Consider the following 24,314-nt stretch of genomic DNA (forward strand, 5'->3'; position numbering starts at 1 on the left):
AAGTTCGCAATGAATGTCTTCTTAATTCACTTATTTACATATAAGTAGAAGACATACAATGGATTTGAGCACATCTCGTAATGGAATTCGGGGAGATAAGTATGTTTCAGTTTATTCTGTTTCTATCACTGGTGCATTGTCTAATCACAGTACAATGTTACCGCTGCGCCAAACAAAAAGGGTATCCAACTAAGTTGTTTACTGTATTAGGATTTATACCGTATTTTAACTTAGTTGTTTGGGTGTACTTATTATTTTTACCCAATATTATGTCACAGAGCAAGCTCAGTTCGACTTAAAAAATGCTTCATCATTTTATCAAAAGCAGTGTTATTGACACTGCTTTTTAATGAACTCACCAACCTCATTACTAAACAGCCTAAAATCGCGAATACGGCCTGTAGTTTTTCGCCACAGCAAGCCTATTTCTCGGTATGCATCCGCTTGTGGTGGCAATGTGATCATAGGCTTGCCTTGCAAAATACCGGCATTTAATGCCATCTGAGGTAAAAAGGTCACCCCATTTTGGTATTCAACCATGCTTAACAGTGTGTGCAAGTTTGCCGCCTCAAACGGATTGATACACTCACTTCGAGTCAGGTTACATGCACTCAATGCATGACCAGTCATACAGTGCTCACGCTCTAATAAAAATACACTGTCTTTAGGTAAGAGGTTAAAATCCTCAAGCGCATCAGGGATTTCATAATCTTTGTGGTGCACTAAAGAAAAATGGTCTTTCGTCAATACTTGGGTATGAAATTTGTCTGTCCGGTAAGGCAACGCCAATATACCCATATCAATCTGACCGTGCTCTAATTTATCAAGCAGCCTGTCACTGGTATCTTCTACCAGCACCAACTGGAGGTTAGGAAAGACACTCTGACAATACTGATATAGAGGTGCGGCAATAAAACTAGCAATGGTCGGGATTAATCCCAGCACCAACTTTCCTGATAATGGGTTTTTAAAGCTCTTTGTTAATTCCACCACACTAATAGAGTCATCAATGATTTTTTTTGCACGAGCAACCACCTCTTCACCTACATCAGTAAACATTAAGCTGCGATTTTCCCGCTCGATTAACTGACAGCCAAGTGTTTCTTCTAAATTTTGGATTGCACTGCTCAGCGTAGATTGACCGACAAAGCATGCCTCAGCTGCGCGACCAAAGTGTTGTTGTTGATGAACTGCAATGAGGTATTGTAATTGTTTTATACTTGGTAAGTTATTCACTGATATACCCATAAATAAAAAGACCCCAACACCACTGGCGCTGAGATCTTTTCAAGCTAAAAGTCTGTTTTTTTGTTAAACGCCGAACACGCTTCTCAAAATATAGAATATAACAATAGCAAGGGCAGCACCGACTGGCAATGTGATAACCCAAGAAACCACAATGTTTCTGATCACACCCATATTCAATGCAGCAATACCACGTGCCATTCCCACACCTAGTACAGCACCAACCAAGGTCTGCGTGGTCGAAATAGGTAATCCAGTACCTGAAGCGATCACCACGGTAGAAGCTGCTGCAAGTTCAGCTGCGAAACCACGGCTCGGTGTCAAATGCGTGATACCTTCACCAATCGTTTTAATTACTTTCTTACCAAGTACAGCAAGACCGACTACGATGCCTAAGCCACCCAAAGGTAGAATCCACCATGCAAGCGCAGCTTTTTTCGCCATTTCACCGTTGTTCTCAACGATGTTAACAACCGCAGCTAATGGACCAATCGCGTTCGCAACGTCGTTTGAACCATGCGCAAATGCCATACAACACGCGGTCAAGACCATTAAGACAGCAAATACTTTTTCAACATTGTTAAACTGCATTTGTTTGTCAGCATTTGGATCCATTTTCATGCGTGCAATAACAACTTTACCAATCAGGCCAATGATTACCGCGATACCAACCGCAAGCGCATACCCTTCAAAGGTGCCCAGATTAATACCAATGTGCTTTAGACCCTTCTTAATCGTGACTAAAGACATTACAAAACCAGCTAGACCCATGTAGAAAGGTACAAATCGTTTTGCGTTACTTAAAGGCTTATCGGTATCGAAAATCAGCTTTTGTGCGCTCATAAAGATTAAATAAGCAATAAAGCCTGAAATCGCAGGGGTAACAATCCAGCTGCCAACGATACCTGCAACTTTGCCCCACTGTATAGCTTCGCTACCTACGGCGACCAAAGCAAAACCAATGATTGCGCCAATGATTGAGTGTGTAGTTGAAACAGGCCAGCCCAATACCGACGCTAACAACAACCACGTACCTGCTGCAAATAACGCAGAGATCATGCCCAGAATCATTAATTCTGGTATCTCAGCGAATGGGGCTGCATCAATAATGCCCTTGCGGATCGTTGACGTTACCTCACCACCAGCAAGATAAGCACCCGCGAATTCAAAAATCATCGCAATGATGATTGCCTGCTTGATTGTGAGCGCTTTCGACCCCACTGAAGTACCCATGGCATTTGCAACATCGTTTGCACCAATACCATAAGCCATAAAGAAACCAACTGCCGCTGCGATGAGAACTAACATCGAGCCATGAGAAGCAATGATATCCATTGAAAAACCTTTAGTGTTCTTAAAACACTGATTGTGTATTTATATGTTTATCTCTCACTGTCTTAACGAGACGACATATAAATAACCATTAAACAAACACAACACCGCCGCTCTCTAGTCTACGCTTTGAGAGTAACAACGGTGTACTTCTTTATAAACTGTCGCTGATCAAGATCAGCGTGCTAACATCACCTCAAGGCGTGCGCCTACGCGCTCAGCAATATCGGCAAGCTCACCTACCCACTCGATGATCTTGTATAAAAACATCACATCTACCGGGTTAAGTTCAGCTTCGACTTGGCGAAGTTCTTGGCGAATTTTAATTTGCATATCGTCAGTGTCTTGTTCAATGGCATCTAGCTCACTCAACATCTTCTCGACTAATACAACTTCACGACCTCTAAAGCCTGTTTCTAACAGCTCATCCAGTTCGTTAATAGCTTTTGAGGCTTGTTTCGTAGCGTCTACACAACGGCTCAAATACGCGACGAAATCATTTTGAATTGACTCGGGGATCACCATTTCTCGGCCTACGACTCGACCAGCGATGTCTTTGGCTTTATTGGCAATTTTATCTTGATGGGTAATAAGTTCCAGTAAATCAGTCCGTTCAACTGGCATAAATAGACCACGAGGTAGCTGAAGACGTACTTCTCGCTTTAACGCATCCGCTTCACGTTCTAGGTTACGAATATTAACGCGAAGTGCATCCGCTTCAGTCCACTCCCCTTTGAAGACATGTTCAAAGAACGGGATCAAGCTTTCACTGGCTTGATGCACTATCTTAATGTGCTCTTCAATCGGCTTTATAGGAGACTTTGCAAACACTCCTAAAAACGCATTACTAGGCATAACTGACCCTTAAATCATAATAATATGCATGTGCAGAGGCCAAGTTTACAGCATTAACCGAAATTGTGAACGATTTTTATCGTGAAGTTAGGATTATTCGTTCATTTTTGTTCGAATAATCCATTCCCAGATTAAAGGGTTTTTTCGATATCTTCTTGAGAGGTATGGCGAATATCTTTTCCGTTCACGAAATAAATTACATATTCTGCAATATTCTGACAGCGGTCACCGATGCGCTCTAACGAACGTACAGACCAAACAAGGTCCATTATTTTGGGTATCGAGCGTGGGTCTTCCATCATGTAAGTCATGATCTGACGCGTAAGCGCTTCATATTCACGATCCACTTTGGCATCTTCTTTATGCACTTCAAAAGCACACTGCGCATCCATTCTTGCAAAAGAATCCAGAACATCGTGTAGCATTTTAGACACTAAACGACCCATGTTCTCAACATTCACAAGTAGATGTTGCTGATCTTTGGTAAATGAGTCCAACGCAACTTTCGCAATGCGTTCAGCTTCATCACCTATGCGCTCTAGATCCGCAATGGTTTTGGCAATTGCGACAACCAGTCTTAAGTCACTTGCAGCAGGCTGTCTCTTTGCAATAATGCGTGTACACTCTTCATCGATGTTGACTTCCATCGCATTGACTTTGTAGTCGTTTTCACTCACCTTGCGGGCTTTTTCAGCATCACTTGTGCTCACGGCATCTAGTGCCAGGTTTAATTGCTGCTCAACCAATCCACCCATGCTCAATACATGGTTTCGTACGTTTTCTAGCTCTTCATTAAAGCGGCCAGATATGTGCTTATTAATATTGTGTTCCATCTAAAACCCTACCTTTGATAACAACCCAGACGCGCTGCCCACCCAGGGGCAGCAGAGATTCCTCATCTTAACCGTAACGACCTGTGATGTAGTCTTCGGTTTTTTTCTTCGTTGGTGTTGTAAATAGTGTATTGGTATCCGAATACTCAATCAGCTCACCCATATACATGAAGGCTGTTTGGTCAGATACACGTGCAGCTTGTTGCATGTTGTGTGTAACAATCACAACAGTATACTTATCTTTTAGGTCATTAATGAGTTCTTCAATAACCAATGTCGAGATTGGGTCAAGTGCCGACGTTGGCTCATCCAGCAGTAAAACCTCTGGCTCAATCGCAATAGAGCGAGCGATAACCAAACGTTGTTGCTGACCACCAGATAGACCAAATGCACTGTCGTGAAGACGATCTTTAACTTCATCCCAAAGCGCAGCACCGCGTAGTGAGCGCTCTACAACCTCGTCAAGTTTACGTTTGTCTTTGATACCTTGCAGGCGAAGACCATAAACCACATTTTCATAAATTGATTTAGGAAACGGGTTAGGTCTTTGGAATACCATGCCCACGTTGCGGCGCAGTGCTGCAACGTCGACGCCTTTGTCATATATATTTTGACCATGGAGGTTAATCTCACCTTCAATGCGACATGTATCTACCAAGTCATTCATTCGGTTGATACAGCGCAACAGCGTGGATTTACCACAACCAGACGGGCCGATAAAAGCGGTTACTTGACCCTTGGGGATCAACATATTGATTTTACTCAGAGCTTGTTTATCACCATAGTAAAGGTCAAGGTCTTTGATCTCTAAAGCGGTTTGCTCTGGGCTCAAGTTGGCAAGATCTAATTTCGTATTAGCATCTGCATTATTTACTTGTGGCGCTACTGTAATCATAAAAGGATACCTATTTCAAATCTGTACTATTAGTGCTCTAGAGCTCTGAATTTTTCGCGTAAGTGGTTACGAATGCCAATCGCTGTGATATTCAGTGCGATGATCACCGTAACAAGTAAGAAAGCTGTCGCATACACAAGTGGGCGTGCCGCTTCTACATTTGGACTTTGGAAACCAACATCATAAATGTGGAAACCCAAGTGCATAAATTTACGATCTAGATGGATATATGGGAAATTGCCATCTAGCGGTAAGGTTGGCGCCATTTTAACTACACCTACCAACATCAGTGGTGCTACTTCACCGGCAGCACGTGCAACCGCAAGGATCAGACCCGTCATAATTGCAGGACTCGCCATCGGTACGATAATACGCCATAACGTTTCAGCCTTGGTTGCACCTAACGCCAAAGAACCGTGGCGTACTGAACTTGGAATACGAGATAAGCCTTCTTCTGTCGACACAATTACCACTGGTAAAGTTAAGATTGCCAATGTAAGCGCTGACCAAATGACACCTGGCGTACCAAATACCGGGCTAGGCGCTGCTTCTGGGTAAAATAACTGGTCAATAGAGCCGCCCAGCATATAAACAAAGAAACCTAGACCAAATACACCATATACAATAGATGGCACACCCGCCAAGTTAATTACTGCAATACGGATCATTTTGGTGACGGCATTTTTAGCCGCGTACTCATGTAGATAAATAGCTGCAACAACCCCAAACGGTGTCACGATCACAGCCATCAGCATAACCATGAAAACAGTACCAAAAATAGCAGGGAACACACCGCCTTCTGTGTTTGCTTCACGTGGGTCATCGCTAATAAATTTACTCGTCTGTGAGAAGTAATGACCTACTTTTGCAAAGAAGCCCATGTTATTTGGGAACCAAACGTCGAGCACTTGGTATAGCGGTAAGGTGACTTCTTCACCACGCATATCACGCACTACCACATAATCTCGTTTGGCGTCTGAACGCAGTTCAAATAAACGCTTTTCAAATACTTTGTAATCTTCACGTAACTGAGCACGTTGTGCTTCCAAGTCTGCTTTAATTTCAGGCGTCAGATCGTTGTCCAGCTGGTAGCCGCGCTCTTTTAAACGCAGTCTCTCTAGCTCATAGTTGATATGGCCAATATCACCGTTTTGTAAATCCAGCGCCTCTTCGTTTAAATCTACTGCGCGCTCAACGAGCTCTTCCAGGCGCTCCACTGGGCTTTGCGAAACAACTTGACCGTCTTCAATAACACGTACAACGTAGCCATAGAAGTTACCATTTTTAGTTCGCTCAAATACTGCCATTTCTTCTGGTACTGAACGACTTTGGATATCTGTCGTTAAGATCCAGCGGAAATCCAACTCTACAAATTCACGGTTACCGGTTTTAACCAACAAGCGCTCTACAAATTCATCTTGATAATCAGACAAATCGTAGCCCGCTGCTTCTAGGCGTGATTTAGGTACCATTTCTCTGTCGTAAACTTCACCAATTACGGTTTGTTTGGCAACTGACCCTTCCAGCTCAAACTGAACTACTTCGGTTGGCCAGAAAAAGCTCAACCCTTTCCACGCGATCATCGCCAACAAGCCGATGACCGAGATTAAACTGATGCTAACAGCACCACCTGTCATCCAGATCCACGGAGATCCTGACTTAAACCATTGTCTTACCATGTCATTTCACTCCATTACATCGAGCTGTATTTATCACGTAGCTGCTGACGAACAAACTCGGCCACGGTGTTAAAGATAAATGTAAAAATAAACAGAACAAATGCAGCTAAGAATAAGATTCGGTAGTGCGAACTACCTACTTCTGATTCCGGCATTTCGACAGCAATATTTGCGGCCAACGTGCGCATACCTTGGAAAATACTCCAATCCATGATCGGTGTATTACCCGTCGCCATTAGTACAATCATGGTTTCACCTACCGCACGGCCAAGGCCCATCATCACGGCTGAGAAAATACCAGGGCTAGCAGTCAATAGTACTACTCGTACTAGGGTTTGCCACTGCGTCGCTCCCAGAGCAAGAGAGCCATTAGAAAGATGTTTAGGTACACTGAACACCGCATCTTCCGCAATAGAGAAGATAGTTGGAATAACGGCAAAGCCCATTGCGATACCCACGACTAAAGAGTTACGTTGGTCAAATGTCAGGCCTAATTCATTGGTTAGATACTGGCGCACATTCCCGCCAAACATCCAAGTTTCAATGCTGTCGCTGATAGCAAATGAAAGCCAGCCAACGATTAATACAACTGGGATCAACAACACTGAATGCCAACCATCAGGTAATAGATGGCGAATTTGCTTTGGTAGCTTAGTCCAACCAAATGCCGTCCCTAGAATTGCAAGCGGTAGCATTATTAGTAGCGCAACAATGGCTGGTAAATGCGCTTCAATCAGTGGCGCTAACCATAAGCCTGCAAGAAAACCAAGGATTACGGTCGGAAGCGCTTCCATGATCTCAACGGTTGGCTTCACAACTCGGCGTAGCTCTGGTGACATAAAATATGCCGTGTAAATCGCTGCTGATAGGGCAATTGGCACAGCAAACAACATCGCATACATCGCAGCTTTAATGGTACCAAATGAGATAGGAACTAACGAAAACTTAGACTCAAAGTCATCACTTGCAGAAGTTGACTGCCAAATATACGCAGGTTCTGGATAACCTTCATACCACACTTCTTGCCATAGCGCCGACCACGTTACTTCAGGGTGCTCATTGTGTAACTCAACCACATTTAGCGTATTGCCTGAAAGTAGCAAAGCAGCATTTGCTCGAGGTGATACAGCAAAATGTTCAATTGCACCATCCGTTACTTTACCTTGCCATAAATGTGCTTCGCTGGTGGTATAATACAAGCCTAGTTCACCAGTATTCGTGGTAGTAAAGAAAGTACGGCGGTAGAATTCGCTAAAGATATCAACTTGCGCACCAACAACACTTTCAAACGCACGTATTTTGGCAAATTGACGACCTTGCTCTGAATTGACTTCAAACCACTGAGATACTTCACCATTGTCATTACTGATCATCAGTGAGTTAGCGCCCGCTAATAAATTCATATTGACTAAGTTGGCGTTTTCTTCATTTGCTGCCAACAATTGAATTTGCTCTACTTCATCAGCAAATCGTGTGTCAAATACATAAATTTGGTTTGCCGAGCGTACAAATACACGTGTTGTATCTGGTGAAATCAATATTTCATCAACACGCCCTTCAATCGGCAGTAAACTACGTTCAACCGCCCACTCTATCTCGCCAGAGAACATATTTTCTTCAGCGCTGAAAGATGCAAAAATAACGCGCTTATCCGCCATTTGTGCAATGACTGCGGTTTTATCTTCATAATGGCTAAATGCAAACTGTTTAATGGCCTGCCCTTGCTCATCAACCACTAACTGCACGCCATCTAAAGGATAGCTCAGACGCGGCTTCATCACGCGTTGATTGCCTGGGAAAGAGATTAAAAAACTCGGCTTAACAAGCTGAACTTGACCATTGTCTAAGCCGTATGCATACATGCCTAAAAAAGGTGCACTTTGAGCAAAGCTACTAACTTGACCATCTAACTCAACTGCTAATGAGCTAAGTTGTTCACCGGTTTTGTCACCTTTGATCTGATAGAAGTCGACTTGGCCAGCACTATCTAGTAGATAAGCTATTTCAGTTTGCTCCTCCATGCCAAGACCCAAGTAAGTTTTTTCACTTTGTAGGGCTAATTCGGTACGCTTAGTCACACTTGCAGATTCAAAAATCGGCTGTACGACATAAAGTAAGTAGAAGAAGATCAAAAGCAAAGCAACCAATACCATCACCCCACCCGAGGTAATGCCAAATTGGGCAAAGCGGTCTTTAAAGAGACGGCTTCTATCCGTTTTGAAGGACGGTTTTTGCGGATTGGAAGTCATCAAAACACCTTTTTATTATCAAGTTGCGGCGCATTATATTTCATCAAGATGACAGTTATGTTACATCAGCCATGATGATTTTGTGCCTTTTTTTAACTTTTATTACGCCTGCGCAAATCCCACATTGAATGCACTGTATTTTCATTTGCATTTGTTTACAAAGCAAATGTCATCTTATTGGAAAAATCTGCCACATTTACTAGGCTTAACAGGCGATAGATCGCTTTTCCACCACCGCCAAAAAGGCATTTAATAATAAGAGACATGTGATATGAAGCAGTTAGTATTAACACTTATAGGTAAGGACCGGCCTGGTCTCGTTGAAGAAATATCTGCCACAATTTTTCAGTATCATGGTAACTGGGCAACCAGTAATTTAAGCCACTTAGCTGGACAATTTGCAGGTATTATACTCGTTGAAGTTGCAGAAGAGCATTTGCAAACATTGCAAGACGCCCTTCACGCATTACCAGAGCTTGAAGTCCGTATAGAGCATGGCGAACACAGCCAGCCAGAATCTCAAATTGAAAAACTAAACTTGGTGATCACCGGTAACGATCGCCCGGGAATAATCCAAGAACTTTCGAGTGTGATCCGCCACAAAGGCGCCAATATCACGCACTTGAATTCAAGGCAGCAAAGTGCACCCAACTGGGGTTTGCCCATATTTAGCGCATTTGCCACAGTGAGCTTACCGCCAGGAATGGATAAAGAACATGTTGTGGATGCCCTGGAAGCTATCACCAGCGACCTGATAGTTGATGTTGAACCTGACTAATCTTTGATTTTAAATAACCCAATATTTCAATTACATTCTAAACTTTATATGGCAGGGAGGTTTACCACTGCCATATATCTCTTTTCTGCATAGCTTGTACCCAATGTCATATAAGTGTCACATTCTGGACATACTCTAGAATAAGCTATCGTTACTACGGAATGTAAAATGCACGCACTATCTAGCGACCCTAAAGCAATCAGCTTTTTTGCCAAAGAGCTTAGTTGGCTGTCATTTAATGAACGAGTCTTACAAGAAGCCAAAGATAAAAATAACCCAATTATTGAGCGTATTCGCTTTTTGGGTATTTTTTCTAATAACCTTGACGAATTTTTTCGCGTTCGTGTCGCTGATGTAAAACGCCGTATACTTTTGAGCAATTTACCCGATGCTAATTTTGAAGAAAACGAAGCACTTCTAAATCAAATACAAAAAAAAGTACTGTCTTTAGGCAAGAAGTTTAATCATATCCACAAACAAATTTTCACGGATTTAAATGCACACAATATTCATGTAAAACAGCCTGAAGCGCTTTCCGAATTTCATAAAGTTTGGCTACGAGATTATTTTAACGATCAAGTATTGCAGCATCTATCACCAATTTTACTGACCGAAAATAAAGATTACTCTGATCTTATCAACGATACGATGACCTACCTGTTTGTAGAAATGCGTAACGACAATGACAAACATCATCACGCCCTATTAGAGCTACCAACTGATCGCCTCGATCGTTTTGTTATTTTGCCGCCAGAAAGAACACGTAGGCAAAAAACCCTGATGCTACTTGACGATGTGGTTAGATATCACCTGCGTGAAGTGTTTAGTAACTTCTTATCCTTTGAACATATTGAAGGCTATGAAATCAAGCTGACCCGTGATGCAGAGTACAACCTTGATGATGAACTAGAAGAAGGCCTGTTAGACAAAATGTCCAAAGGCCTCAAACAGCGTTTATATGCTGAGCCGGTAAGACTAACTTACGACGAAGCCATGCCTGACAGCATTATGAAAGTGATGAAAAAACGTTTAGGCGTGACACAGCAAGATGCGTTAATCCCAGGTGGCAGCTATCGTAACTTTAGGGACTTTATCGCTTTTCCTAATGTTGGTAGAGGCTATTTGGAAAATAAACCTTTGCCTCCTCTCAAAAGCAGTGCGTTTGATAAACATGACAGTGCATTTAAAGCGATTTCTGAACAAGATGTTTTGCTTTACTATCCATACCATACCTTTAATCACATGCTGGAATATGTGCGCCAAGCAGCATTTGATCCAAAAGTAACACAGATAAAAATCAATATTTATCGTGTTGCGAGCCGCTCACAGCTCATAGCCTCGCTTATCAATGCAGCCAAAAACGGTAAAAAAGTCACCGTGATGGTCGAATTAAAGGCTCGTTTTGACGAACAGAACAACATTGAATGGGCCAAAATGCTCAGTGAATATGGTATCAAAGTCATGGTTGGTCTACCCGCACTGAAGGTACACAGTAAGCTTTGTGTGATCCACAGGAAAGAAAAAGGACAAATCGTTAAATATGCTCATATTGGGACGGGTAATTTCCACGAAAAAACCGCGCGAATTTACACTGACTTTAGCTTATTCACCAAACATCCGGAGATCTGTAATGAGTGTGACGATGTGTTTAAATTCATCGAAACCAGCTATCGCCCTTTTAGCTTCAAGCATTTAATGATTTCTCCACTCAATGCCAGAGAAAAAATATACTCGCTCATAGAGCAAGAAGTAGAAAATGCTCGCGCGGGGAAAACAGCTCGTATTACTGTTAAGGTCAATAACTTAGTCGACAAAGAGCTGATCGAAAAACTCTACAGCGCCGCAATGGAAGGTGTAAAAATTCGCATGATCATTCGTGGTATGTGTGCCTTAGTACCAGGAATTGCAGGCTTTAGTGACAATATTCGCGTGATCAGCATTGTCGACCGTTTTTTAGAGCATCCAAGAGTCATGGTGTTTGAAAATAATGGCGACCCTCAGGTTTATATTTCTTCCGCGGATTGGATGACACGCAATTTAGATCACCGTGTTGAAGTCGGCGTACCTATTTATGACGACACATTAAAACAGTTGATCATTGATACATTGGAACTACAATTTCGAGATCGGGTGAAGGCGCGCTTGATAGACGGTGAACAAAAGAACAACTATGTAAATCGCGGCAATAAGAAAAAAATTCGCTCACAGATCGCAATATACGATCACATAAAAAAATGGGAAAGCAGTAGGATTTAACATGACAACATACCCCTCTTTTGCAGCCATTGATTTGGGCTCAAACAGTTTTCATTTAGTGGTAGCAAGGGAGGTGGATGGTCGATTGCAAATTCTCCATAAAGAAAAGCAGCGGGTATATCTGGCTGCCGGTCTCAATCAAAATTTCGACCTCGACAACACAGCCATCGAGCGCGCAATGCATGTATTGGCCCAGTTTGCAGCAACTCTAAAGGGGTTTGATAAACAAAATGTTGAAGTAGCAGCAACCTACACGCTGAGAAACTGCAGCAATCTTCGCACCTTCTTAAAACAAGCAAAATCCGTTTTCCCATATAAAATCAACGTTATTTCTGGTCAAGAAGAGGCAAGACTCATTTATCAAGGTGTTGCCAATTATATCCATGACGAAAACAACCGCTTAGTGATCGATATTGGTGGTGGCAGCACAGAAATCATCATTGGTAAACATCAGCATCACAAATTACTGACCAGCCGTAACATTGGATGCGTAACCATGAGTAAACTTTTTTTCGAAGATGGCAAGCTCTCAGAGAAACGCTTTAAAAAAGCCATCATCCATGCCGAACAAAATATTGAGGGCATCACAGCCAGTTACTCAAGGACTGGCTGGCAAACGTGTTTAGGTACGTCAGGCACGATTAAAACCCTCGCAGCCATCAATGAAGAATTATTTGCCAATAAAACGTTAACTTTAGCATCTTTAGAGTTGATCCAAGCTTACTTTGTTCAAGCTCAGTCACTTGCTGACATTAACCTCAAAACGTTACCAGAAGAGCGTAAGTCCAGTATTGCTGGGGGGCTTGCAGTGCTAATTGGTGCATTTAACCAGCTTAATATTGAACAGATGGTTTACTGTGATTATGCTTTACGTGAAGGCCTACTGCACGAGCTGGCGCAAAATGCAGAGTTCGATATTCGCACCCGAACCATTACCTCTTTTGCTGAACAGTATGCAGTTGATACCTTGCATGCACAGCATATTTGTCACACCGTCGCTCGTCTATTCAAAGCCGCTAGAGTACACTGGCAATTGGAGAGTTTAGACCTTGAAATATTGCGCTGGGCAGTACAACTACATGAGGTTGGCATTGCGATAAACTCTTCGGGTATTCATAAACACAGTGCTTATGTTGTGAGCAATAGCCAACTTCCAGGATTTACGCAAGAGCAGCAACAGCTGCTCGGTGCGCTCATTCGATTTCACCGAAAAAAAATCAAACCATCGGAGCTCAATACACTCGTTGAATTGGAGTCGCAAGGCCAGTTTGCCAAACTGCTCACCTTATTGCGATTGGCTATTCTTTTTCATCAAAAGCGCCAAAAAAGCCAAGTACCTGACTACACACTGTCAGTTACCAATAGCACTGTTGAATTGTCATTTGATCAAAGCTGGTTTGAACAACATAGTTTGTTTGCAGCAGATCTTGAACAAGAACAGATATATTGGAAAAGCTTACCGTTGTCGCTTTGTATCAACACATACAGTACCAAGTGACAAAACGCGCGATTGGCTCACGGCGCATTAATTTTCATGCTGCCCCAAGTCATCTCGCGCCACAGCGAACATTTCGTCGCCATACGCACGGCTCTTAAGGATCAAGTCAAATAACACTTGTACATCGGTCGCTGGGCGAATGGCGTTCAAAATCAATTCCGCTTCTGTCAGGTTGTTGCGCTCTACTTCAATAGCAAGCCGAAGTGCTCCACCAATCAAACCTTTATAACTTAGCAGTGCACTGCTTAAGTCTGGATCGAGCGAAAACTCATCAACCACAACAGACAACTCTACATCTAAGATGGCATCCAATACAGACATCAAGCCTATCAGGTAACCCTGCTCCGCCATTTCTTCGCCACCGGGAGCCAAAAATAGCTCGAGAAACTTAGCTCGGTTTAAGCCTAACTTAGTCAGCTCTGTCGGCTTATCAGCACCCAACTCACTCAAAGCTAGCACTTTCACAAACTGACGTATTGCATCTTCGCCAAGATAAATGACAGCTTGGGATATGGAGCGGATCTCAATACGATCTTCACCTGCTTTGGCATTTGCAAGGCGCAATACACGTGCAGTTAAACTCAAATCTTTCGATACGCGATCTTGTACTTCTTTAAAACAGAGGGATTTTTTCGCGGTACAACGCAACAAATCGAATACCGCGAGTTTAGATGGTTCAACATTACCGTGATTAAGCATCTCAGGTTTAGCGAAGAAAAAACCTTGAAAGTAATCGGCACCCGCACTGCGGATAAAGTTAAACTGCTCTTGTGTTTCAATTCGCTCAACAATCACCTGTAGGTGAGGATATTGACGCTTAAGTTTTTTAACCATCATGGTTGTTTTGATGATCGGCAGTTCGACTTCAATCTTAACAAAATCCACTAATTCCAACAGCGGCTGCCAACGAGGATCACCGTCATAATCATCAAGCGCAAAACGATAACCTACCTTTTGGAGTTTCGTGACCGTGGAAGTCAGACTTTCGATATCTTGAGATCGCTCAACGATCTCAACCACGAGCCCCTGTGGACTCAATAATTTAGGAAGCTCTTGGATCAGCGTTTCATCAGAGAAGTTTACAAACGCCAGCGCACCCGCGGCGAGTCTATCTAAACCAATAAACAGCAGTGAATTAAAAAATAGCCGACCCGTTGCTAACCCATCACTGATACCACTGGGAAACACATTATTGTGAGAGTCCCGATATAGCAGCTCGTAGGCATGTACCTGTAACTCGCCATTTAAGATAGCTTGGCGAGCGATATACTGAACGGCACTTTTTTTTACCTTGGCAGTTTCACTACTCATTAACATCCTTCACTCTTGCACGCATTTCTGGCATCCATAGCTTCAGCATATGAAAAGTTCGCCAGCGGAGCAAATAAAATCCAACCTGATCTTAGTTAAGATCAGGAGGCCATACAGTTGGGGTTATTCGCCAACCAGTTCAATACTGCGAAATGCCCCTTCATCGGCAGCTAACTCTTTGACCAATTCCGGCAGTACACTATCCATTGTATCTTTGAGCACGTAGGGAGGGTTGATAACTATCATTCCCGATGCCGTCATACCTCGCTCTTCAGTATCCGCCGAAGTCGCTAATTCAAATAATTGGATATTCCTCACGCCAGAGGCTATCAGCTCGGCTTCCATTTGATCAATACGCGCTCGGTCAACGACTGGGTACCAAATCATGTACGTACCCGAGGTGAAGCTTTTATGCGCTTTTAAAATGGTATTTACCGCTTTTTGGTAGTCTGTTTTTATTTCGTAAGGCGGATCCATCAACACCACAGCACGACGGGACAACGGAGGAACCAAACCGAGAAGGCCTTTAAAACCATCTTCACCCTTTACACGCAATGAACGTTTATGTGCCGTGTTTTTTTGCAATATCGGCAAGTCTTGCGGGTGTAATTCAAAGAACCACCCCTTATCTTGTTTACGCAGGTATTGTTCGGCCACTTTTGGGGATCCAGGGTAGTAGGCTAAAGCTTTTTCGTTAAAACCTTTTACCATATCTAGATAGCGGACAATTGCCTCGTTACTGCCGCCATAGTGCATAAGGCGCCCTATTCCGTCTTCAAATTCTTGAGTCTTTTGCGCGTCACTGGAAGCCAACTCAAATAACCCAGCGCCAGAATGTGTGTCTATATAGTCAAAAGGCTTATCTTTGCGAGTCATGTATGAGAGCACTTCTGCCAATACTAAGTGCTTGATTACGTCTGCTGGATTACCAGCATGAAAAGAGTGTCTATAACTGAGCATAATATGCCTTATTCACTGACTATAAGTGGCTTTTTGAAAATTCGTCTCAAATCCGTGCGGCCGAAATCTGACCACTTTAATGAATAACAAATGAACAAAATACGAAGTTATCGGAATTATCTCTCAAAACGGCGCAAAAATCAGTATAAAGCTACGCAAATACTGGTAATAAAGCCCACTTTGCTTTACATTTGCATGACAAAACACAGTGATAAGAGCGCATTTAAAATGAACGATATTCTTCCACAACTCGAACAACTGGTAGATCAGCTTATTGGCAAAAATGAGCAACTAGAGCAGCAAATCAATCAATTAAAAGAGCAAAACAGCAAATTAGTTGATGAAAATGAGACGTTGCAGCTAGAGTTACTTGAACGCGAAGAAAAGCAAAAAGAAACCAGCACAACACTTAGCAGCCTACTTGATAAACTTCAGAGTGCTCATCAGGCGAGCTAATGACAGATAAAGTAAGCCAGGTGGCTGTTACCTTACTTGGTAAAAGTCACCAGTTTTCGTGTCCTGAAGGTCAAGAGCAAGCGCTTGTTGATGCTGTTGAGCTACTCAATTCGCGTGTCGACGAAATGAAACGCAAAGATACAGTTCGTACAGATCAAAATGCCCTACTAATGGCAGCTCTTCATCTCTGTCACGATTTTCAGGCACTAGAGCAAGAACAGCAATCGGCGAGAGCAAAGAGCAGTCAGCTAGTTGAGCGACTAGGTGCCCACTTAGGGGCTAAGTAACATGCCATCAAGAATCGGCGTCGGCCTCTTTTTTCTGCTGCTTCTTCCGATCCAATCACTCGCCGCAACTTGGCATCCAATAGACGACCATACAACCCTTATTCAACCTGCTAAACAAGCCAGTTATTTACTGCCCAATCAAGCACTGATCCAAGGAGACAAATGCGCCGCATTAGTCGACAGCCACGGGGACTTCGTTGCAATTGAGTTGCTAATTGCGCAAATTCGCTCAAAGCTCACTGTACCACTTTGTTACGTGCTCGCCACCAATTTAGATTTAAAGCAATTATCTGGTGTGATGTTGCTGCAAGGAGCATTTCCCGAAACGGTTATTTATACCGCCACGTACGGACATGAAAACACCCAGCTAAATAGTGCCCTAGAACAAGAAATTGCACATAAATTACAGGGCTTTGAACAGAGTTTACAATTGAGTGAGAAGCGTATTGCTTCAGCACCTAAGTCGGCACAACTAGATTGGCATGCAAAATTACAACAAGCCAAACAGCGATTAGCGCGCTGGCGCGCACTAAAAGCACCGAAAATTACACAAATTGATAAACCACTCCATTTGGAATTAGGGAACTTCATTCTGCACGCAAAACCTTTACATGGTTACAAGGGCCACGGACTTTACATACAGACTCCAAGCAATGGTGCCCTGTATGGTGGCCACACGGTCAACCCTTTGCCCTACGTTGCACAGTCGAATACCCAAGCATGGCACAACACACTGCGTTCAATCGAACAATCCGAGGCATTCAATTGGGTATTACCCAGTTTTGGCAAGCCCTATAAAAAGTCACAATTACATCTGCCGATCGCTTTTTTTGAGTTGCTAAATTCAGCTCATACACCACAGAAACTCAGCGAGTTACGCCAAGTATATTTAAAACACAACATCTCTTCAGTGCAGTTCAATGCATATTTTGAACAGGCGCTAAAGCAAAAATAACACGCTAGATTTTGAACAAATAACCATCAACAGGTATAGTACTGATCATGAACTATGCTACTTCAACTATCGAATACCCTTTGTGGTTTCTTGTGCGTTACTTTTATGAAGTATAAAAACCTATGTGCAAACTTTTGTTTTTGCATCACTTTAATCAGCATAATAGGATGTAAGCAAACGCCTACCCAAAGCGCATCCCATCAAGATGTGTTGAATGATCTATTGACGCAAAAAATATTTAAGCCGGTACCTGAAGTGATTGAGCGTGTTGTTAAACCGGAGCCTGAACCTCTAAAACCGTATAAAGCGCCTGATATTTGGCAGCACATAGCCCAGAACCTCAGTTTTGAGCAGACTCCACACCCTCGCCTTAAAACCAGAGTTGATTGGTACCTGTCTCAACCTGAATACTTACTCACGGTGAATCGCCGAGCTTCACCTTATCTATACCATATCGTAAAAAAGATAGAACAGCGCAACTTGCCGCTTGATCTCGCGCTCTTACCTTTTGTGGAAAGTGACTTTCGCCCGCTTGCAGTGTCACAGCAAAGTGCAGTCGGCGTTTGGCAGTTAGTTGACGCTACGGCCTATCACTTTGGCCTGCAAAGCAATGATTGGTATGATGGCCGTCGCGATGTATTGGCATCCACGGATGCCGCATTGTCTTACCTACAGTACTTGCATAAAACCTTTAAAGGCAATTGGCTACATGCCATTGCTGCATATAATACTGGTGAGGGGCGCGTTAAAGCGGCGATAAAACGCAATCGAGAAGCAGGTAAAAGTACGCACTATTGGCACCTCAAACTGCCAAAAGAAACCGCTGATTATATTCCTAAGTTGCTAGCACTGAGTTATTTGCTCAAGCACCCCCAAACAGGGTTCAAACGCCCGAATTTAAATAACACACCGAGCACGACAATGTTGGATGTTGGTCAAGCTTTTAACTTTGGTGTACTCGCAAAATTACTCGACATTGATAAACAACAGCTTCACGACCTTAATACAGGCTTTTTACGCCATCAAAGCCCTGAGCAAGGCCCCCACAAAATACTCGTTCCACTCTCAGAAAAAGCGCTTATGCAAAGCCCGTTTTATCGTGAGCAATTCAGCCGCAGCTACAACGTAAAATTAAATGACACGCTCTATGGCATTGCACGCCAGTTTGGCACCTCGGTAAAAAAAATAAAGCTGTTAAATAATAAACAAAGTAACCTAATTCGGGTTGGTGAAACACTGCTGATCAATCAAGCAAACTTAGACCGTTCACTGACCGTCGACTACCAGATAAGCCCTTATTTAGAGCAGCAAGCCATACCTAAAAAGCCCACCATTGAACATCACCATACAATAGTTTCCGGCGACTCACTGTGGGATTTAAGCCAGCATTATCAAGTGCCATTAAAAGATTTGCTTGATTGGAATAACTTACAAGCTGCCAGTATATTATCACCGGGTAAAGTGCTGATATTACACCTACCAAGCCAAGCCAACCCGCAGCCAGAGACACACGGCAACGAACCGAGTTATTTAGATGTCTTGGAAGGTGCTCTACAGCTCAAAGAAGCACCTAAGCCAAATCAACCTAACTTGCCCCCAGACTAAGGGCTAGCGTAGAATATAGGCTCACATCAAAGAGATATAAAGAGCACATATGCAAATAGCAAAAGATACCGCGGTAGAGTTTCACTACACGCTGACAGAAGGCACTGAGCAGATTGAGTCAAGCACGAGTGGAGAACCACTTAGCTACCTGCACGGCCAAGAAGGCATGTTACCTGGCTTAGAGCAAGCGTTGGATGGTAAAGCCGCTGGTGACAAGTTCACTGTGACTCTTGAGCCTAAAGACAGCTACGGTGAATATCAAGAAGGTCTAGTGCAGCGAATTCCGATCAAGCACTTACAAGGTCTTGGCAACAGTAAAGTTTGGAAACCTGGCATGACAGCCATCGTCGACTCGAATCAGGGTAGACACCAAGTAACTATCGTAAAAGTTGGCCGTTTTAATGCAGATTGCGATCTGAACCACCCATTCGCAGGTAAGACTTTAACATTTGATGTAGAAGTTGTGAGTGTTCGAGCTGCAACTACCGAAGAGCTTTCCCACGGCCACGTTCATGGTGCTGGTGGCTGCGGACACGATCACTAAGGAAAATATATGCAACCTGTTGCCATCATCACTGGTGGCAGCTTCGGCATTGGTAAAGCCATTGTTGAGAAGCTGCAAAGCCAAAACTACCGAGTGTTTAACCTCGACATTGCCCACAGCGAAACTGGCGAATTTCGTCACTGTGACGTCAGTCAAGTTGAGCAAGTTAAACAAACAATAGCTGAAATTACCGCCGAAACAGGCCGCATTGATGCGCTCGTTTCAAATGCAGGTAAACACCTCAGTGCCACCATAGAACAAACTGACGAAGCAACACTGGATGCACTTTTTGCGCTTAACGTAAAAGGCGCATATGCGGCGGTACAAGCTGTACTACCGAGTATGAAAACACAACAAAATGGCAAAATTGTGTTTATTTCCTCAGATCAAGCACATGTTGGCAAGCCAAACTCATTTGCATACAACTTAACCAAGCACGCTCTGGCTTCTATGGCTAAAACAACGGCATTAGATTACGCGCAGTATAATATTCGCGCAAATGCTGTTTGCCCAGGCACCATAGAAACTCCTCTTTTTCACAATGCCATTGATAAGTATTGTGCTAAAAGTGGTGCTGATAAGGCCGAGGTTGTCGCTGAAGAGGCGGCACTACAACCTTTAGGACGACTCGGTCAACCAAAGGAAATTGCCGCTCTGGTTGCATTTTTACTGAGTGACGATGCTGCCTTTATTACCGGTAGCTTACAAACTATAGACGGTGGTTATACGGCACGCTAATGAAGATTATCGACCCACATTTGCATTTTTTTGACCTTGAAAAAGGCCAATATCAATGGCTCAAGCACAATCCACCAGCTTGGAAGAATATTGAACAGATAAAGCAAAACCACTTGCCATCAGACTTGCTGGACATGTCTTCGATTGCAGTGGCAGCATGTGTTCATGTTGAAGCAGGGTTTGATAATAGCAATCCAATTAACGAGCTCCAATGGCTGGCAAATGTCGTCCCGCCATTACCCTATAAAGCGGTCGCTTACGCTAAAATAGATAACCCTCCAGAACTTTTTAACGCGGCGCTTAAAAAACTACACCATCCCAGCTTGGTGGCCATACGAGATATTACAGAGGGAGAGGATGCCGAGCGCCTACTGTCTCCTAATGTGATCCGCAACATGCAGCATTTAAGCGAGTTAGGTCTGCACTTCGAAGCACAATTTGAAATTCATAATACTGCGGTCTGTGAACACTTGTTCGAGATACATCAAACTCATAAAAATAGCCGTTTAGTCATCAACCACGCCGGATTTATGACTTGCCGTGACGATTGGCAGGACAATATTGAAAAGCTAGCAATGCTGAATAACTGCTTTATTAAATTTTCAGGTCAAGAGCTGCTTGATGCACCAATGAACCCAAAACAACAACTCGACGTTTTGTTAACGAATTTTGGACCGACACGCGTAATGCTTGCTTCAAATCACCCGGTGTGCCTAATCGAGCATAACTATCAAAGGCTGTGGGCGCACTATTACGAACTGGTACAACAAATTGATCCGACGCTTTGGCAAGCGCTTAGTTTTGGCAATGCCAAACGCATTTATGGGATTACACTTTAAGAGCGGATCTGAACCAAATCAAATGCGGCTAAGCTTGGCACAATGACTTGTAAGCGCTTTTCTGTTTCGTCCAGTGTATTGAGACATTCGCAGTATTCATTGGCCTTCACTTCTAGCTGTGCCGCTTTTTGCTGTAAAGATTTATCGATTTCTTTGGAGATGATCTCCATACGCTGTCCCATATCCGAAAATCGACTTTCAATATTGCCTTCTCGAGATTTGAACGCATCACCTACAGAAACTAAGATAGCACCTAGTGAGCCATGTACTGCGGAGTGAATTTTTCCGCTGATCTCTTTTGTAAAGAAGTCGTCTATTTTGGAGAGTGATTGAGGAGCGATGTAATAGAAGTCTTCTCCGCGCTTGAACTTGTCCATCAGTGCGCGTTCAACGTATTGGAGTTGTGTTTTCAGTACTTCTGGATTGCTATCTGACATTCCTTCGACCACTTGCTCAATGGCGCTCAATCCAAGGTTTACTCCATCAGTGGCAAGGTTAACTAGCTCGGGTACAGTGTCCCGGATCCCCTTTGCATATTCTTGCAATACTTGAGTTTCCTGCTCATTGAGTTGCACCCAAAGCCCACGGACGAGCAGCTGGTTGTCATTGTTGATTTGAACACGTGTTTGACCATTATCTAAAATGCGGATCACCGAATCAGTGATAATTAAACCATGCCCTAACTCTACATCACATTTATCATCTGCATAGGCAATACTTGATGCGCCAAACAACAGCGAGAATAAAACAGACTTAGTGCTAGATATAGACAACTTCATACTACCCCCATACGTAATAGCATGAGGGTAGCAAATTTTAATTTTTAACCAAACTTATTTTTCTGATTGCGGGCAAAATGTATATCGCATTAAACGCACAAACGCGTCTGAGGTTTTGCTACTTGATCTATCGTTCAACCCATCCGCAAACTGGTATGTCCAAGCTCGTGATATATCTTTTGCATAAGTCGTGCTAGTCCAGTAATTACCACTGTGATTACCCAAAAAGACAGTGGCATTAATCGCAGGATCTTCACAGCTGCGCTCCACAATGGTTGCAAGTTCCTTAACATTTGGCACCTGCCAGTCATCATGACCCCCTAACCGGCTATTATTTGCTGCCGTTAAAGCCTGCTGCCAATTAAGCTGCTGCTCCTTGTTATCACAGCTCCCTGTTTCTGCGTTGAATACAAAACCGAAAGTACAACGTTGCCACATTATATCCGTTTTGGTGTCGCAGACTGTACCGTCTTCATTTACGATAAATCGCTCGTCAGGCGTAGACAGCGGAACAGAAGTGTCCGAGGCACATTGCTGAGCAAATGCCACAGAGCTAAACAAGGAAGTGGCTATTAGAAGTTTAATTTGCATTGGCATTTCCTCGTACAAGTCTCACATACGCGGTTTGTGCCTTTGCTCTTGGCACGTCATTTCCGGTTATCATATCAATTACATAAGCTCTGGTAAGATTAGCATCCAGTCCATCGGTTCCCCCTACTGCCGTTTGATTTGTCCAATAGTACAAATGTCCCTGTATTGCTTCATCTGGCATATTGGGGAAAAAGGCAGGATCTAATACATGGACACTATTTCGACCAAAATCGACAATGCTCATCAGCTCGGTATAACTCGGTAAACGCCACGTGTTACCGCCACAATAACCACCAGCTAGTCCATTGACATTATTGATAAACGCTTGAATACCACCAGCTGTATTTGCATTAAACGTCCAAGTATAATGGTTTTGCGCATAACGAACTGACGTTGCAGTTTGATCTTTAACTTCCCAAACTAGCCCTGTGATGTTGTCCCGCACACAGCTAAATGTCGGCGCATCATCTTGCAGCTCTTTGCCGTCAGCATCAAGTTTAGTAAAGTCAAAAGCTAAATTGCCAGACCCCTCTTTAGAGATCACTTGCGCTACGCTATCTCTACCCAGCTCAGCATCTTGCCTTGGAAACAAACTATCGCCACACGAAATAGCTGTAGAATTGTTGTAGCAGGTGCTTGAACCACTGTCATTCAGGTTACTGAGTGGTTTGGGTAATATATCAATTCGAACCTCATCATCACCACTGCGATTAGAAGAGTCTGTCACCGTCACTTTAAAGGTAGCAAAGGTATTTTGTTCTTTATCAGGGGCTTGAAAAGTCGTTTTACATTCGGTGTTATTGGCAAGGGTGATAGCGCTGCCGGTGCTGGATTGCTGCCAGTTACACGTATATTGTCCGTCAACAGTGACACTTTTGGTTGCGTCCAGCGTGACTGTATCAAACTCAAGTACCTGCTGGTCCTCACCGGCTTCGGCAAGCACAACCTCATCATTTTTAGCCAGAGCAACACTGATATCCGTTGTTGTACTGCCCCCTTCATCATCAGTGACAGTTAAGCGCCAGACCGCAGTTTGTGTTTCAGCTAATAAAGGATGTACAAAACTTAAAGTGACCTTGCCCGTATCTTCCACTGAGATGTTGCTCGGCCCTGAGATCAACTGCCATTTATACCCTACCACCTGACCGTTTTCATCGGGGTCACTCGACTCCGACGCCGATAAAACTATCGTGTCTTTATATTTTGACGACTCTTCCGGCGCGGTTTGCTTTACAACCGCAACAGGCAACTGGTTATTAGATGTAATATTGACATTCAGAGTATCGCTCACCAGCTCGCCATTTGGCGCAAGGTAGTCCACTTTCAGTACAGCGAGGCTGTTGCCTTTTACATCGGGAGCAGTGACAGTCAACTCTTCCCCAGTTTGTGGAAATCCATCAAAAGACGGGCCTGATGTGACCTGCCAGTTAAATGTTCCTCCAGAGGGAGAAGCAGCAGCTTTAAGCGTAAATTCGTTCTTTTCGATGACAGTGACATCTTGTCCTGCATTGACACTGGCTCTGACAACTTCTTCATTTGAGCCACCTGAACCTCCACAGCCACTCAACACCGTTGAGATGGCCATGACGACAAGCGATTTTTTTAGCATTACAACTCCTAACTGACTAC

23 protein-coding genes are annotated in these 24,314 nt (G+C 43.4%); 11 read left to right on the forward strand and 12 right to left on the reverse strand.

The window, feature by feature from the left end:
* Positions 1-101: 101 nt before the first annotated feature.
* Positions 102-299 carry a hypothetical protein gene (locus tag MHN81_RS04180; RefSeq protein WP_023397440.1) on the forward strand — a complete coding sequence of 66 codons (198 nt, stop codon included), beginning with the start codon at positions 102-104 and terminating at the stop codon, positions 297-299.
* Between the two features lie 31 nt (positions 300-330).
* On the opposite strand, the gene MHN81_RS04185 is transcribed toward MHN81_RS04180, so the two are convergent.
* The 7 genes from MHN81_RS04185 to MHN81_RS04215 form a co-directional block, all read right to left on the reverse strand.
* Positions 331-1,236 (reverse strand): hydrogen peroxide-inducible genes activator, encoded by a 906-nt coding sequence (locus MHN81_RS04185; protein ID WP_036974996.1) that lies wholly within the window; start codon positions 1,234-1,236, stop codon positions 331-333.
* Between the two features lie 75 nt (positions 1,237-1,311).
* On the reverse strand, positions 1,312-2,580 hold the full coding sequence (locus MHN81_RS04190; RefSeq protein WP_023397438.1) for an inorganic phosphate transporter: 1,269 nt from the start codon (positions 2,578-2,580) through the stop codon (positions 1,312-1,314).
* Between the two features lie 174 nt (positions 2,581-2,754).
* A complete protein-coding gene (locus MHN81_RS04195) occupies positions 2,755-3,432 on the reverse strand; it encodes a TIGR00153 family protein (protein WP_023397437.1) in 678 nt (225 codons plus the stop codon).
* A 131-nt stretch (positions 3,433-3,563) separates the two neighbouring features.
* Entirely contained in the window at positions 3,564-4,265 is a 702-nt protein-coding gene (gene phoU, locus MHN81_RS04200; RefSeq protein ID WP_023397436.1) for a phosphate signaling complex protein PhoU, read from the reverse strand.
* A gap of 67 nt (positions 4,266-4,332) precedes the next feature.
* Positions 4,333-5,160 (reverse strand): phosphate ABC transporter ATP-binding protein PstB, encoded by an 828-nt coding sequence (gene pstB / locus MHN81_RS04205; RefSeq protein ID WP_023397435.1) that lies wholly within the window; start codon positions 5,158-5,160, stop codon positions 4,333-4,335.
* A gap of 29 nt (positions 5,161-5,189) precedes the next feature.
* Positions 5,190-6,839, reverse strand: a complete 1,650-nt coding sequence (pstA, locus tag MHN81_RS04210; RefSeq protein WP_023397434.1) for a phosphate ABC transporter permease PstA — start codon at positions 6,837-6,839, stop codon at positions 5,190-5,192.
* Positions 6,840-6,853: 14 nt separating this feature from the next.
* Positions 6,854-9,088, reverse strand: coding sequence for an ABC transporter permease subunit (locus MHN81_RS04215; protein ID WP_023397433.1), 2,235 nt, complete (start codon positions 9,086-9,088; stop codon positions 6,854-6,856).
* A 271-nt stretch (positions 9,089-9,359) separates the two neighbouring features.
* Here MHN81_RS04215 and MHN81_RS04220 point away from each other — a divergent pair, with 271 nt between their 5' ends.
* The 3 genes from MHN81_RS04220 (at position 9,360) to MHN81_RS04230 (ending at position 13,620) form a co-directional block, all read left to right on the forward strand.
* Positions 9,360-9,866 carry an ACT domain-containing protein gene (locus tag MHN81_RS04220; protein ID WP_023397432.1) on the forward strand — a complete coding sequence of 169 codons (507 nt, stop codon included), beginning with the start codon at positions 9,360-9,362 and terminating at the stop codon, positions 9,864-9,866.
* Positions 9,867-10,034: 168 nt separating this feature from the next.
* Positions 10,035-12,122 carry a polyphosphate kinase 1 gene (ppk1, locus tag MHN81_RS04225; protein WP_023397431.1) on the forward strand — a complete coding sequence of 696 codons (2,088 nt, stop codon included), beginning with the start codon at positions 10,035-10,037 and terminating at the stop codon, positions 12,120-12,122.
* A 1-nt stretch (position 12,123) separates the two neighbouring features.
* Positions 12,124-13,620, forward strand: coding sequence for an exopolyphosphatase (locus MHN81_RS04230; protein ID WP_023397430.1), 1,497 nt, complete (start codon positions 12,124-12,126; stop codon positions 13,618-13,620).
* 27 nt (positions 13,621-13,647) lie between these two features.
* Here the strand turns inward: MHN81_RS04230 and MHN81_RS04235 are convergent, their stop codons facing one another.
* Both MHN81_RS04235 and rlmJ read right to left on the reverse strand, forming a co-directional pair.
* A complete protein-coding gene (locus MHN81_RS04235; RefSeq protein ID WP_036974966.1) occupies positions 13,648-14,937 on the reverse strand; it encodes an EAL domain-containing protein in 1,290 nt (429 codons plus the stop codon).
* A gap of 117 nt (positions 14,938-15,054) precedes the next feature.
* Positions 15,055-15,891 (reverse strand): 23S rRNA (adenine(2030)-N(6))-methyltransferase RlmJ, encoded by an 837-nt coding sequence (gene rlmJ, locus MHN81_RS04240; RefSeq protein ID WP_239425081.1) that lies wholly within the window; start codon positions 15,889-15,891, stop codon positions 15,055-15,057.
* Between the two features lie 228 nt (positions 15,892-16,119).
* Between rlmJ and MHN81_RS04245 the strand changes: the two genes are divergently transcribed.
* From MHN81_RS04245 to MHN81_RS04275, 7 genes are all read left to right on the forward strand, one after another.
* On the forward strand, positions 16,120-16,347 hold the full coding sequence (locus tag MHN81_RS04245) for a hypothetical protein (protein WP_023397427.1): 228 nt from the start codon (positions 16,120-16,122) through the stop codon (positions 16,345-16,347).
* Positions 16,347-16,634 carry a cell division protein ZapA gene (locus tag MHN81_RS04250; protein WP_023397426.1) on the forward strand — a complete coding sequence of 96 codons (288 nt, stop codon included), beginning with the start codon at positions 16,347-16,349 and terminating at the stop codon, positions 16,632-16,634. The genes MHN81_RS04245 and MHN81_RS04250 overlap by 1 nt, the downstream gene beginning before the upstream one ends.
* A gap of 1 nt (position 16,635) precedes the next feature.
* Positions 16,636-17,589 (forward strand): hypothetical protein, encoded by a 954-nt coding sequence (locus MHN81_RS04255; RefSeq protein WP_239425082.1) that lies wholly within the window; start codon positions 16,636-16,638, stop codon positions 17,587-17,589.
* Between the two features lie 105 nt (positions 17,590-17,694).
* The gene (locus MHN81_RS04260) at positions 17,695-19,194 is read left to right on the forward strand and encodes a transglycosylase SLT domain-containing protein (protein WP_239425083.1); all 1,500 of its coding nucleotides are present in this window, start codon (positions 17,695-17,697) and stop codon (positions 19,192-19,194) included.
* Positions 19,195-19,243: 49 nt separating this feature from the next.
* Positions 19,244-19,738, forward strand: a complete 495-nt coding sequence (locus tag MHN81_RS04265; RefSeq protein ID WP_023397423.1) for a peptidylprolyl isomerase — start codon at positions 19,244-19,246, stop codon at positions 19,736-19,738.
* A gap of 9 nt (positions 19,739-19,747) precedes the next feature.
* Positions 19,748-20,476, forward strand: a complete 729-nt coding sequence (locus tag MHN81_RS04270; protein WP_239425084.1) for an SDR family oxidoreductase — start codon at positions 19,748-19,750, stop codon at positions 20,474-20,476.
* Positions 20,476-21,315, forward strand: coding sequence for an amidohydrolase family protein (locus tag MHN81_RS04275; RefSeq protein WP_239425085.1), 840 nt, complete (start codon positions 20,476-20,478; stop codon positions 21,313-21,315). Before MHN81_RS04270 ends, MHN81_RS04275 begins: the two co-directional genes overlap by 1 nt.
* Here the strand turns inward: MHN81_RS04275 and MHN81_RS04280 are convergent.
* Genes MHN81_RS04280 through MHN81_RS04290 form a run of 3 tightly spaced genes read right to left on the reverse strand, consistent with a single transcriptional unit; the run spans position 21,312 to position 24,294 of the window.
* Positions 21,312-22,094, reverse strand: a complete 783-nt coding sequence (locus tag MHN81_RS04280; RefSeq protein WP_023397420.1) for a YggN family protein — start codon at positions 22,092-22,094, stop codon at positions 21,312-21,314. The genes MHN81_RS04275 and MHN81_RS04280 overlap by 4 nt on opposite strands.
* A gap of 54 nt (positions 22,095-22,148) precedes the next feature.
* Positions 22,149-22,685: a DUF1566 domain-containing protein gene (locus MHN81_RS04285; protein WP_023397419.1), complete on the reverse strand. Its 537-nt coding sequence runs from the start codon at positions 22,683-22,685 to the stop codon at positions 22,149-22,151.
* Positions 22,675-24,294, reverse strand: a complete 1,620-nt coding sequence (locus MHN81_RS04290) for a DUF1566 domain-containing protein (RefSeq protein WP_239425086.1) — start codon at positions 24,292-24,294, stop codon at positions 22,675-22,677. The genes MHN81_RS04285 and MHN81_RS04290 overlap by 11 nt, the downstream gene beginning before the upstream one ends.
* Positions 24,295-24,314 lie beyond the last annotated feature (20 nt).

Source organism: Pseudoalteromonas sp. Of7M-16 (assembly GCF_022347805.1).
GTDB classification, from domain to species: Bacteria; Pseudomonadota; Gammaproteobacteria; order Enterobacterales; family Alteromonadaceae; genus Pseudoalteromonas; species Pseudoalteromonas luteoviolacea_F.

Excerpts from the sequence above, each read along its gene's own strand:
- MHN81_RS04180 (WP_023397440.1), top strand. The coding sequence starts at position 102 with ATGTTTCAGTTTATTCTGTTTCTATCACTGGTGCATTGTCTAATCACA.
- MHN81_RS04190 (WP_023397438.1), bottom strand. The coding sequence starts at position 2,580 with ATGGATATCATTGCTTCTCATGGCTCGATGTTAGTTCTCATCGCAGCG.
- MHN81_RS04195 (WP_023397437.1), bottom strand. The coding sequence starts at position 3,432 with ATGCCTAGTAATGCGTTTTTAGGAGTGTTTGCAAAGTCTCCTATAAAG.
- phoU (WP_023397436.1), bottom strand. The coding sequence starts at position 4,265 with ATGGAACACAATATTAATAAGCACATATCTGGCCGCTTTAATGAAGAG.
- pstB (WP_023397435.1), bottom strand. The coding sequence starts at position 5,160 with ATGATTACAGTAGCGCCACAAGTAAATAATGCAGATGCTAATACGAAA.
- pstA (WP_023397434.1), bottom strand. The coding sequence starts at position 6,839 with ATGGTAAGACAATGGTTTAAGTCAGGATCTCCGTGGATCTGGATGACA.
- MHN81_RS04215 (WP_023397433.1), bottom strand. The coding sequence starts at position 9,088 with ATGACTTCCAATCCGCAAAAACCGTCCTTCAAAACGGATAGAAGCCGT.
- MHN81_RS04220 (WP_023397432.1), top strand. The coding sequence starts at position 9,360 with ATGAAGCAGTTAGTATTAACACTTATAGGTAAGGACCGGCCTGGTCTC.
- ppk1 (WP_023397431.1), top strand. The coding sequence starts at position 10,035 with ATGCACGCACTATCTAGCGACCCTAAAGCAATCAGCTTTTTTGCCAAA.
- MHN81_RS04230 (WP_023397430.1), top strand. The coding sequence starts at position 12,124 with ATGACAACATACCCCTCTTTTGCAGCCATTGATTTGGGCTCAAACAGT.
- MHN81_RS04235 (WP_036974966.1), bottom strand. The coding sequence starts at position 14,937 with ATGTTAATGAGTAGTGAAACTGCCAAGGTAAAAAAAAGTGCCGTTCAG.
- rlmJ (WP_239425081.1), bottom strand. The coding sequence starts at position 15,891 with ATGCTCAGTTATAGACACTCTTTTCATGCTGGTAATCCAGCAGACGTA.
- MHN81_RS04245 (WP_023397427.1), top strand. The coding sequence starts at position 16,120 with ATGAACGATATTCTTCCACAACTCGAACAACTGGTAGATCAGCTTATT.
- MHN81_RS04250 (WP_023397426.1), top strand. The coding sequence starts at position 16,347 with ATGACAGATAAAGTAAGCCAGGTGGCTGTTACCTTACTTGGTAAAAGT.
- MHN81_RS04255 (WP_239425082.1), top strand. The coding sequence starts at position 16,636 with ATGCCATCAAGAATCGGCGTCGGCCTCTTTTTTCTGCTGCTTCTTCCG.
- MHN81_RS04260 (WP_239425083.1), top strand. The coding sequence starts at position 17,695 with ATGAAGTATAAAAACCTATGTGCAAACTTTTGTTTTTGCATCACTTTA.
- MHN81_RS04265 (WP_023397423.1), top strand. The coding sequence starts at position 19,244 with ATGCAAATAGCAAAAGATACCGCGGTAGAGTTTCACTACACGCTGACA.
- MHN81_RS04270 (WP_239425084.1), top strand. The coding sequence starts at position 19,748 with ATGCAACCTGTTGCCATCATCACTGGTGGCAGCTTCGGCATTGGTAAA.
- MHN81_RS04275 (WP_239425085.1), top strand. The coding sequence starts at position 20,476 with ATGAAGATTATCGACCCACATTTGCATTTTTTTGACCTTGAAAAAGGC.
- MHN81_RS04280 (WP_023397420.1), bottom strand. The coding sequence starts at position 22,094 with ATGAAGTTGTCTATATCTAGCACTAAGTCTGTTTTATTCTCGCTGTTG.
- MHN81_RS04285 (WP_023397419.1), bottom strand. The coding sequence starts at position 22,685 with ATGCAAATTAAACTTCTAATAGCCACTTCCTTGTTTAGCTCTGTGGCA.
- MHN81_RS04290 (WP_239425086.1), bottom strand. The coding sequence starts at position 24,294 with ATGCTAAAAAAATCGCTTGTCGTCATGGCCATCTCAACGGTGTTGAGT.